Here is a 12,006-nt window from a genome sequence, read left to right as displayed (position 1 = left end):
TTTTTAAATTTTCTGATTTTTTAATTAAAAAATTTTTTTATACAAAAATATTAATTTAAACTTGAAAATACTTTATTATGGTACTACAATTAGAATAATAAATAATTTCGAAAGGTGGTCAAATATGAAAAATATATTACATCTTCTTGCAATTGATGCTATTGTTAGTATATTATATTCAATTATCAACAATTTTAGTGCATATTCATTTCTAAATTGCGCATTTATTGTAGGAATGGTCTATTTCCTTTTCGGATTATTGTGTTTCGTTTGGGAAAAAGGCTTCTTTAATATTACACTTTTCTCTTTTAATAAGATAAGTCAACAATTTCAAAGAAGAAAAGGAATATTATCAGAGGATAATAATATAACAATTGAAGATTATATCTGTAGACAAAATAGCTTTCATCTTACAAATAGTTTATTAATATCAGGTCTATTAATATCAATCTCTTCTATTGGTATAAGTTTTATTATCATATCATAAGCATATAAAACTATATAAGTTATTATTCTCAGAGTTTATATCACTCAAAATTCGTGGTTTTGATTAAAAAATAAAAAAAGGGGGGGATAGCGGTGTTTCGCTATATAATGAAACGTATTGCATATATGTTTGTCACTTTATTTGTAGTTATATCAGTTACTTTTTTCCTAGTAAGGCTTCTTCCAGGTAGTCCATTTAATGAACAAAAGTTAAATCCTCAACAAATTGCTAGATTGGAAGCTACTTATGGTTTAGATGATCCTGTTCCTGTTCAATATGTAAGATACTTAACAGGTGTATTTAAAGGCGATCTTGGTACTTCTTTTAAGCAAGCTAATAAAAAAGTAGAAGATATTATAGCTATTCGTATAGGTCCTTCTGCTTTACTTGGAGCCCAATCTTTAATTTTAGGTACTTTCGTAGGATTAACTCTTGGAATTATTGCAGCACTTAAAAGAAATACTATTTGGGATTATACTTGTACCATAATTTCAGTAATAGGAGTTTCTGTCCCATCTTTTGTATTTGCGGCCACACTCCAATTATATGTTGCAAGTAAATTTAAATTACTACCTATAACTTGGGGAGTTCCTCTAGGTTCAGATTTTAGATATGTTTGGACTATACTTCCATCAATTGCACTTTCATTCTTTACAATATCAAGTGTAGCTCGTTTTACTAGAACAGAGCTTGTTGAAGTATTAAATTCTGACTACATAGTTACAGCAAAGGCAAAAGGATTAAAACGCTCTACAGTTATTTTAAAACATGCTCTTAGAAATGCATTAATACCTGTCATAACTGTTTTAGGACCTTTAGCTGCAGGCCTACTTACTGGTTCTTTAGTCGTAGAAAAAGTTTTTGCTGTTCCTGGTATAGGTGACTTATTAGTTAATGCTATAACTACTAATGATTTATTTATAATTTCAGGAGTCGCTATACTTTATAGTGCTTTCTATATAGCAGTTATACTAATAGTTGATGTCCTTTATGGCATAATAGATCCAAGAATTCGTTTGGCAGGAGGTAAATAAAATGGTTGATAAAGTAATAATTGATGGTCAAGAAGTAGAATTAACAGCAGATTTATTTGAGCCTACCCCTGTTCAAGCAGGAGATAATGAGGCCATTACTAGAGAAAGTCTTACTTTCTGGCAAGATGCTAGAAAAAGATTATTTAAAAATAAAGGAGCTGTAGTAGGATTAGTCATCCTTATAAGTATAGTTTTAATGGCTATATTTGCTCCTATGTTTTCTAAATATGATTATAAATCTCAGAATTTAAGACATGTTAAAATTCCACCTAAAATGCCTATAGTATCTTCTTTAGGTATAATGAATGGTAAAGATTCAAATGGCGTTGATGTATATGCCCAAAAAGATATAAAAGATAATTATTTATTTGGTACAGATGCACTTGGACGTGATATATGGACTCGTACGTGGACTGGTGCTAGGGTTTCTTTATTCATAGCAATTTTAGCAGCTGTGTTTGATTTACTTATAGGCGTTACTTATGGAGGTATATCTGCTTACTATGGTGGAAAAGTAGATATTGTGATGCAGCGTATAATTGAAATAATTACAGGTATTCCTCAATTAGTTATTGTTACTCTTTTTATAATGGTGTTTGAACCAGGTATAGTTTCTATCTCTTTAGCAATGGCTGTATCTGGATGGACTGGTATGGCTAGGGTTGTTCGTTCACATGTACTTAGACTTAAAAACCAAGAATTTGTATTAGCTTCTAAAACTTTAGGTTCTTCTGACTTTAGGCTAATTCTTAAGCATCTTTTCCCTAACGTTATAGGCCCAATTGTGGTAATGATTATGTTCTCACTACCTCAAGCAATATTTTATGAGGCATTTTTAAGCTTTATAGGATTAGGACTACAACCACCAGATGCATCACTTGGTGTACTAATAAACGAAGGATTCAAGGCATTACAAAACTATCCATATATGATGTTCATACCATCTATTGTAGTATGTTCATTAATATTTGCTCTTAACTTATTAGCTGATGGTTTAAGAGATGCAGTTGACCCTAAGATGCGTAATCAATAATTAGTAAGGGAGATGAGGAAATTGGAAAAATTATTAGAAGTTAAAAACTTATGTGTTAATTTCAACACTTATGGTGGTGAAGTTCAAGCCGTTAGAGGTGTCACATTTGATTTACATAAAGGCGAAACTTTAGCCATAGTTGGAGAATCTGGATCAGGTAAATCTGTTGCTTGTAAAACTATAATGAGAATTTTATCTGCAAATGGTTATATAAAAGACGGTGAAATATTATTTGATGGAAAAGATTTAACTAAACTTAGTGAAAGTGAAATGGAGAAATTAAGAGGTAAGGATATTGCAATGATATTCCAAGACCCTATGACTTCTCTAAATCCTACTATGACTATAGGAAAGCAAATAATGGAAGGTATTGTTAAACATCAGGGACTTAGTAAAGAAGAAGCTAAAGCTAAAGCTATAGAACTTATAGACTTAGTTGGTATATCTGAACCTGAAAAAAGATTTAAACAATATCCTCACCAGTTTTCTGGTGGTATGAGACAACGTATAGTAATAGCTATATCTTTAGCTTGTAACCCTAAAGTATTAATAGCAGATGAGCCAACTACTGCCCTAGATGTTACTATACAAGCTCAAATATTAGAACTTATGAAAGCCCTTCAAGAAAAAACTGAAGCTGCTCTTATATTTATAACTCACGACCTTGGAGTTGTTGCTAATATGGCTGATAGAGTTGCAGTTATGTATGCTGGTAAAATTGTAGAGTATGGAACATCTAAAGATATATTCTATAATCCTCAACATCCATATACTTGGGGTCTTTTAGGATCAATGCCAACTCTAGATATCGGAGATAATGATTTATATAATATACCTGGAACTCCTCCAGATTTAATGCATCCTCCTAAAGGTGATGCCTTTGCACTTCGTAGTGATTATGCACTTAAAATAGATCATATAGCTGAGCCACCTATGTTTAAAGTTTCTGATACTCACTATGCTGCTACTTGGCTTTTACATCCTTTAGCTAAGAAAACAGAAAGTCCTATCAATGTATCAAGAAAAGAGGTGTCTTTAGATGAGTAGAAATAAATTACTTGAAGTTAAAAATTTAAAACAATATTTTAAAATTGATAGAAATACTACTGTTAAAGCAGTTGATAATGTAAGTTTTCATATATATGAAGGTGAAACTTTTGGATTAGTTGGTGAATCAGGTTCAGGAAAATCTACTACAGGTAGAACTATAATTCGTCTTTATGACCCAACTGACGGAGAAGTTATATTTGACGGAAAAAATATATCCTCTAAAAAATTAAAAAAAGGTGAAAAAAATCATGTAAATAAAAATATGCAAATGATTTTTCAGGACCCTATGGCTTGTCTAAATCCTCGTATGACTGTCAGTGATATAATTGCTGAAGGGTTAGATATTCATGGTCTCTGTAAAAGTAAAGAAGAAAGAAGAGAAAAAGTTTATGAGCTTTTAAGAACTGTGGGTCTTAACGAACAACATGCTAGTAGATATCCTCATGAATTTTCTGGTGGCCAAAGGCAACGTATTGGTATTGCTCGTGCTTTAGCTATAGAACCAAAGTTTATAATTGCTGATGAGCCTATATCTGCACTTGATGTATCTATCCAAGCACAAGTTGTTAATCTTCTTAGAAAGTTACAAAAAGAAAATGGTCTTACTTATTTATTTATCGCTCATGACCTTTCAATGGTTAAATATATAAGCGATAGAATAGGTGTTATGCATCGTGGTAAATTAGTAGAATTAACTACTGCTGATGAATTATATGAACATCCTCTTCATCCATATACTAAGTCATTACTATCAGCTATACCTCTTCCTGATCCTGATTATGAAAAGGATAGAGTTCGTATTAAGTATGACCCTAATATGCATGATTATTCTAAAGAAAGTCCTCAGTGGGTTGAAATAAGACCAGGTCATTTCATATATGCTTCTACGTCAGAATTAGTTGAGTATGAAAAGGAATTAGTTGCAAACGGAAATACTATTTAGAGTTAAAATTTAACTATATATAAAAAAGACTATCTCAAAATAAGAAGTAGTCTTTTTTATTTCTGGATATTTTATTCAAAATATTTTTTTAAGAACATTCCTGTATATGAACCTTCTACTTGTGATACTTCTTTTGGAGTTCCTGTTGCTACTATTTCTCCACCCCTGTATCCACCTTCTGGTCCTAAATCGATTATATAGTCGCATGTTTTTATAACATCTAGATTGTGCTCTATTACTATGATACTATTTCCTGTATCAGCTAATCTTTGTAATACATGAATTAACTTATCTACATCTGCCATATGTAAACCTGTTGTCGGTTCATCTAAGATGTATAAAGTTTTTCCTGTTGGTCTTTTACTTAATTCTGTAGCTAATTTAATTCTTTGGGCTTCTCCTCCTGATAACTGAGTTGAAGGCTGTCCTAGTTTAATATATGAAAGACCTACATCTATTAAAGTATCTAATTTTCTTTTTATATTAGGTATATTTTCAAAGAATTTAACTGCTTCTTCTACGTTCATATCTAGTATATCTGAAATAGTTTTGTCCTTATACTTAACTTGTAAAGTTTCTCTGTTATACCTTTCTCCTTTACAAACTTCACAAGGAACATAAACATCTGGTAAAAAGTGCATTTCTATTTTGATTATACCATCACCCTTACAAGCTTCACATCTTCCACCTTTAACATTAAAACTAAATCTTCCTTTTTTATATCCTCTAGCTTTTGCCTCATTAGTTGCTGCAAATAAATCTCTTATCATATCAAATACTCCAGTATAAGTAGCTGGGTTTGAACGAGGAGTTCTACCTATTGGGCTTTGATCTATATTTATTATTTTATCTATATTTTCAATTCCTTTTATTTCCTTATGTTTACCAGGTCTTTCTCTAAGTCTATTTATTTTACCTGCTATACCTTTATATAATATATCATTTATTAATGTACTTTTTCCTGAACCTGACACACCTGTTATACAAGTGAATTTACCTAGAGGGAATTTTACACTTAAATTATTTAAGTTATTTTCGCTAGCTTTAACTATCTCTATAAATTGTCCATTACCTTCTCTAGTTTGTTCAGGTATTAAAATTTGCTTTTTACCACTTAAATATTGACCTGTTATTGAGTCTTCATCTTCTAATATTTCTTCTAAAGTTCCTTGTGCAACTATTTCTCCACCATGAACTCCAGCTCCAGGACCAATGTCTACTACATAATCAGCTTCTCTCATAGTATCTTCATCATGTTCTACAACTATAAGAGTATTTCCTATATCAGTTAAATGTCTTAAAGTTCCTATAAGTCTATCATTATCTCTTTGATGTAGACCTATACTTGGCTCATCAAGAACATATAATACTCCAACAAGAGCTGATCCTATTTGAGTCGCAAGTCTTATACGTTGAGCTTCTCCACCAGATAATGTTCCTGCTTTTCTTGATAGATTCAAATAATCTAGCCCAACATCTCTTAAAAATGATGCTCTTCCTTTTATTTCTTTTAGTATTTCATGAGCTATAAATTTTTGTTTTTCAGTTAAATCTATATTTTCCATAAATGCTATAAGATCATTAACAGAAAAATCTGTTACATCCATTATATTCTTTCCATCTACTAATACAGATAGTACTTCTTTTTTAAGTCTTGCTCCCTTACATTTTGGACAAGGTGTTTCTGCCATATATTCTTCTATTTTTTCTCTAGAATATTCAGAATTTGTTTCTCTATATCTTCTTTCTAAATTTACTATTACACCTTCAAATGGCGCTTTATACTCTCTTCTTCCTCCAAATTTAGATTCAAATATAAATTCGACCATAACATTATCTTTTCCATAAAGCAGTTCTTGAATGAAGTCTTCTGGTAAATCCTTAAATGGAGTATTTATAGATACACCAAATTTATCAGCTAAACTTTGTACCATTTTGCTATAGTATGTATCATCATTTGCTCCAACTGAACCCCAGGCAGCTATTGCACCTTGTTTAATAGATAAATCTTTATTTGGAACAACTAAATCAGGATCGACTTCTCTACTTTCTCCAAGGCCATTACAAGTATCACATGCTCCAAATGGACTATTAAACGAGAACATTCTAGGAGATAACTCTTCAATACCTATACCATGTTCTGGACAAGCAAATTTAGTTGAATAAAGTATTTCTTCTCCATCTATTATTTGAGCTATTACAAGTCCATCCGATAACTTTATAGCTGTTTCTATAGAGTCTGCAAGTCTAGCTTCTATACCATCTTTTATTACTATTCTATCTACGACAACTTCTATACTGTGTTTTTTGTTTTTGCTTAACTCTATATCATCAGTAACTTCGTAATTTTCTCCATTTACTCTAACCCTTACGAAACCCTCTTTTTTTATATTGTCTAATACTTTTTTGTGAGTTCCTTTTTGACCTCTGATTACAGGCGATAATATTTGAAGTTTTGTTCTTTCTGGGAAATCCATCATTTTATCTACTATTTCTTGGACTGTCATTTGGCTTATTTTTTCTCCACAAACAGGACAATGTACTTCCCCTACTCTTGCGAATAATAGTCTTAAATAGTCATATATTTCTGTAACTGTACCTACTGTAGAACGAGGATTTTTAGAAGTAGTTTTTTGATCTATTGATATAGCTGGTGATAATCCTTCTATATATTCTACATTTGGCTTTTCCATTTGTCCTAAGAATTGTCTAGCATATGCAGATAAACTTTCCACATACCTTCTCTGACCTTCTGCATATATAGTATCAAAAGCTAAAGAAGATTTACCAGATCCCGATAATCCTGTAAAAACTATAAATTTATTTCTAGGAAGCTCTAAATTTACATTTTTTAAGTTGTGCTCTTTAGCACCTTTTATTATGATTTTATCTTCCATTTATTCTTGCATCCTTTCCTCTAGCTGTTTTATTTTGTCTCTAAGTTCAGCTGCCCTTTCAAATTGTAGATTTTGCGCAGCTTCCATCATTTCAGCTTGTAAGCTAGCTATATTTTTCTTAATTTCTTCTATATCATCACTTTCTTTAATTCCATAGATTACTTCTTCGTCTGCAACAACAGTTGCTTCTATAGCATCCCTTACACTCTTTTTAATAGTAGTCGGTGTTATTCCGTGTTCTTCATTATATAGAGTTTGTATTTCTCTTCTTCTTTTCGTTTCTTCTATTGCACTTTCCATAGATCTTGTTATTTTATCAGCATACATTATAACTTTACCTTCTGAGTTTCTGGCAGCTCTACCTACAGTTTGTATTAAAGATGTTTCTGAACGTAAGAATCCTTCTTTATCTGCATCTAGTATTGCTACAAGAGAAACTTCAGGTATATCTAGACCTTCTCTAAGTAAATTTATACCTACTAGTACATCAAATTTACCTAGTCTCAAGTCTCTTATTATCTCTACTCTCTCTAATGTATCTATATCTGAGTGTAAATATTTTACCTTTATACCTATTTCTTTTAAGTAATTAGTTAAATCTTCACTCATTTTTTTAGTTAAAGTCGTTATTAATACTCTTTCTTTCTTTTTAATTATTTGATTTATTTCACCTACTAAATTATCTATTTGATTATTTATAGGCCTAACTTCAATTATAGGATCTAATAATCCTGTTGGTCTTATTATTTGTTCTGCTATTGTAGTTGAATGTTCAATTTCATAAGGACCAGGCGTTGCTGTTACGAACAGAATTTGATTAATATTTTCTTCAAACTCACTAAAGTTTAATGGTCTATTATCATATGCTGAAGGTAATCTAAATCCATTATCTATAAGTGAGCCTTTTCTTGATTTATCCCCTGCATACATTCCCCTAACTTGAGGTATAGTTACATGAGACTCATCAACTATTATTAAATAATCATCTGGGAAAAAGTCCATTAATGTATATGGCTTTTCTCCAGGCTCTCTACCTGTTATATGTCTTGAATAGTTTTCTATTCCCTGGCAGAATCCTATTTCTTTTAGCATTTCTATATCATATCTAGTTCTTTGATCTATTCTTTGAGCCTCTAGTAATTTATCATTTTCTTTAAAATAATTTATTCTATCTTCTAACTCTTTTTCTATTTGGGTAACTGCATTTTCTACTCTTTCTGGAGTTGTTACATAGTGAGATGCAGGGAATATTACAACGTGATTTCTAACTCCTGCTATTTTACCTGTAACATAATCTATTTCCGTTATTCTATCTATTTCATCTCCAAAAAATTCAATTCTTATTGCCCTTTCATCGTTACTAGCTGGAAATATTTCTAATATATCTCCTCTAACTCTAAATGTACCCCTTGTAAAATTTATATCATTTCTTTCATATTGTATCTCAATTAATTGTTTAATAATATCGTCTCTATCTTTTTCCATTCCTGGCCTTAAAGATACCATAAGTTTTTTATAATCTTCTGGATCCCCTAAACCGTATATACATGATACTGATGATATTATTATTACATCTTCTCTTTCTAAAATTGATGCTGTTGCTGAATGCCTTAATTTATCTATTTCATCATTTATACTTGCATCTTTCTCAATATATGTATCACTATGTGCAACGTAAGCTTCTGGTTGATAGTAATCATAATAACTTACAAAATATTCAACCGCATTATTTGGGAAAAATTCTTTAAACTCACCATATAGCTGTGCTGCTAATGTCTTATTGTGAGCTAGTATTAATGTAGGTTTTTTAACTTCTTGTATAATATTAGCCATTGTAAAAGTTTTTCCCGATCCAGTAACCCCTAATACTGTTGAAAACTTCTCATCATTATTTATAGCCGTGACAATTGATTTTATAGCTTGGGGTTGGTCTCCCGTTGGTTTAAAATCTGATTTTAAGTCAAAATCCAAAACTCTCACTCCTTTTTCGAACATTCGTTCCTTATAAATATCATTATACCATATCTCTTATGTATTTAAATGTTTTTAATCATATAATTCTTAAATAATTTTTATATCAATTTTTCTTATATTTAATAAAATATTTTTACATATTTTACCCAATATATTATAATTTGAACCCCATTTATTTTATATAAAGTATAAAAAATAAGACCTCTATGGGGGATAGAGGTCTTATAAAATGGGGGAGATTGAGTAATTCATTTGTTTCTATTAAGTTTTACATTATAATTATTTCCACATATATAAAAAATATACATCAGATTCAAAATTTATTAAATTTAAATCCAATGTATATTTTCATAAATAATATTATATTAAATTTTACAAAACCATATTAATATTTATTAATCTTATTGATAAGTCACTTCTGTTCTTGGGTATAATGTTGTTCCCCAAATTGAAACATTTATATTGTTTGTTAATGGCATGTTCTGTTCATCAACTACCGTTCTCCACCATTCCCAAGCAAGACCTGTACACTCTCTAGCTGAAACTTTTATATTTTTTACATTAGGTTTAAGGGGTATAACTGTAGAGAAATGAGCTGTTCTATCTCTATAGTTTCCATCCCATGTCTTATGAGTTAATATTTCTTTACCGTCCTTATCGTATGTAACTTCATCCCATGATACACAGAACTGAGCAACATATGCTCCACTATGGTCAAGATTTATTCTTCCTTTAGAGTATTCTGTAGAAGTAGTTTCTATATAATCAGTCTTATTATGAACAGCAGCTACTGAATTATCTTTTAAGAATATACTTGTATATGAAATTGGATATGCTGGGTTCTTTAAACTAAACTCTGCATTTTCCTTAAGCACACTTCTTATTTCATCAAAGTCTTTTGTTATAATCTTGTTGTGCTCTTTAGCATCTCCACCTAATACTACAGCTGTAAATGAACTATTTTCAAATATATCTTTGTACTCTTGTTTAGATTCTACATTATTATTCTTTATTAAGGCTTTGAATGCAGATTGTACATCTTTACTCTTTGATGTTGTCTCTAATTTTACATATATAGTTCTACCATATGCTACATTAGATACCATAAGAGGTGGTGTATCATTACTTACACCTTTTCTTGTTAATTCTTTGAAAGTTACACTTTGATCAAAAAGATCTGCAGGATTATTTGGTAATTGCGCACTTACAGTGTAAAAAATTTGCTTATATGCAGCAACCATAACCTTCTTTTCTCCATTTGCAATAGCATTAAAATCTATTCCTAATGAATTATCTATAAGCTTTGCATTAACATTTAACGCACCTGCTATTTGAGATTTGCTATATACCATAGATTCTAAATATTGTGTTCTTGCTGGTAAAGTATGCGTTGATGAATTTTTTTCACTCCAATTAGATACTAATTCATCTACAGCTCCAGATACATTACCATATGTAGGATTGTCTACTTTTATTGTATTTTCTTTCTTCATACCAGGCAAATCTATACTTATATTTATAGGTTCTCTTTTACACATTAATAAGCTTGGTCTATTCTCTACAAAAGAGTTATCTGCAAGTTGTAATGCTCCTGGGTATGTACGGTCTGTAACTGAGTCTATTATAGAAATATCTACTGGTGATGTTGTAAGAGACTTTTTCTTTCTCTCAATCACTGTAAATTTTCCATTAGATTCTACTCCTTCTCTTGGAACTACATTTTCTATGCTGTCACCGTTTGTAGCTAGAACCTCGTTTCTATTATACTTTAAGTTAGCTATACCATCGTTAATTTCATCTTTATTGAGATCACTAGATGTTTGGGCAAAGCTTAAAGACATTTGCGTACCCATAGTCAACATAACTGTAAGGCATAATAATTTTTTTATCCTTTGAATTTGTTTTGTATTTCTCATAAAAATACCCCCTCTCTATTATAATCTTACGGACAGATTATAATAAGGTTGATAAGATTTGAGTCCATTTATTAAGGATTTAAGTCCACTTATTAAGTTAATATCAATATATTTTTGCACATAAAAAAGATTACGTGGCTACGTCTTACTCTCCCAGGCAGTTGCCCACCAAGTACCATCAGCGCTAAAGAGCTTAACTTCTGTGTTCGGAATGGGAACAGGTGTATCCTCTTTGCTATTGTAACCACATAATCTCTTATGCTTAATATTTCTATTAAGTTTTTCAAAGTTAATACTCTGAAAACTACAAACATTTATTGAATTAATCATTTTAATTGGTCAAGTCCTCGACCTATTAGTATCGATAAGCTAAATACATTACTGCACTTACACCTTCGACCTATCAACCAGGTAGTCTTCCTGGAGTCTTACCCTTACGGTGGGAAATCTTATCTTGAAGTTGGCTTCGCGCTTAGATGCTTTCAGCGCTTATCCATTCCGTACATAGCTACCCAGCCATGCCCTTGGCAGAACAACTGGTACACCAGAGGTACGTCCATCCCGGTCCTCTCGTACTAAGGACAGGTCTCCTCAAATTTCCTACGCCTGCGACGGATAGGGACCGAACTGTCTCACGACGTTCTGAACCCAGCTCGCGTACCACTTTAATGG

8 protein-coding genes and 2 rRNA genes are annotated in these 12,006 nt (G+C 31.3%); 5 read left to right on the top strand and 5 right to left on the bottom strand.

All coding sequences use genetic code 11. From position 1 onward, the window contains the following. Window positions 1-124 precede the first annotated feature (124 nt). From JWF52_RS19675 to JWF52_RS09010, 5 genes are all read left to right on the top strand, one after another. Window positions 125-487 (top strand): DUF3899 domain-containing protein, encoded by a 363-nt coding sequence (locus tag JWF52_RS19675; protein WP_208333245.1) that lies wholly within the window; start codon window positions 125-127, stop codon window positions 485-487. A gap of 92 nt (window positions 488-579) precedes the next feature. Next, window positions 580-1,521, top strand: a complete 942-nt coding sequence (locus tag JWF52_RS09025) for an ABC transporter permease (protein WP_353654906.1) — start codon at window positions 580-582, stop codon at window positions 1,519-1,521. A gap of 1 nt (window position 1,522) precedes the next feature. Further along, entirely contained in the window at window positions 1,523-2,554 is a 1,032-nt protein-coding gene (opp3C, locus tag JWF52_RS09020) for an oligopeptide ABC transporter permease (protein ID WP_208333244.1), read from the top strand. Window positions 2,555-2,575: 21 nt separating this feature from the next. After that, the gene (locus JWF52_RS09015) at window positions 2,576-3,601 is read left to right on the top strand and encodes an ABC transporter ATP-binding protein (protein ID WP_208333243.1); all 1,026 of its coding nucleotides are present in this window, start codon (window positions 2,576-2,578) and stop codon (window positions 3,599-3,601) included. Continuing rightward, window positions 3,594-4,547 carry an ABC transporter ATP-binding protein gene (locus tag JWF52_RS09010; RefSeq protein WP_208333242.1) on the top strand — a complete coding sequence of 318 codons (954 nt, stop codon included), beginning with the start codon at window positions 3,594-3,596 and terminating at the stop codon, window positions 4,545-4,547. Before JWF52_RS09015 ends, JWF52_RS09010 begins: the two co-directional genes overlap by 8 nt. 71 nt (window positions 4,548-4,618) lie before the next feature. On the opposite strand, the gene uvrA is transcribed toward JWF52_RS09010, so the two are convergent. From uvrA to JWF52_RS08985, 5 genes are all read right to left on the bottom strand, one after another. Continuing rightward, entirely contained in the window at window positions 4,619-7,444 is a 2,826-nt protein-coding gene (gene uvrA / locus JWF52_RS09005) for an excinuclease ABC subunit UvrA (protein ID WP_208333241.1), read from the bottom strand. Next, a complete protein-coding gene (gene uvrB / locus JWF52_RS09000) occupies window positions 7,445-9,439 on the bottom strand; it encodes an excinuclease ABC subunit UvrB (RefSeq protein ID WP_208333240.1) in 1,995 nt (664 codons plus the stop codon). It abuts the gene before it with no gap. A gap of 380 nt (window positions 9,440-9,819) precedes the next feature. Next, entirely contained in the window at window positions 9,820-11,334 is a 1,515-nt protein-coding gene (locus tag JWF52_RS08995) for a thiol-activated cytolysin family protein (RefSeq protein ID WP_208333239.1), read from the bottom strand. A 132-nt stretch (window positions 11,335-11,466) separates the two neighbouring features. After that, window positions 11,467-11,583, bottom strand: a 5S ribosomal RNA gene (rrf, locus tag JWF52_RS08990). A gap of 86 nt (window positions 11,584-11,669) precedes the next feature. Next, a 23S ribosomal RNA gene (locus JWF52_RS08985) occupies window positions 11,670-12,006 on the bottom strand; the annotation flags it as partial.

It is taken from the genome of Clostridium sp. CCUG 7971, assembly GCF_017590215.1.
In the GTDB taxonomy this organism is placed as follows: Bacteria; Bacillota; Clostridia; order Peptostreptococcales; family Peptostreptococcaceae; genus Faecalimicrobium.
The sequence above is the reverse complement of the archived record's forward strand: the minus strand, read 5'-3'. Positions and strand labels throughout refer to the sequence as shown.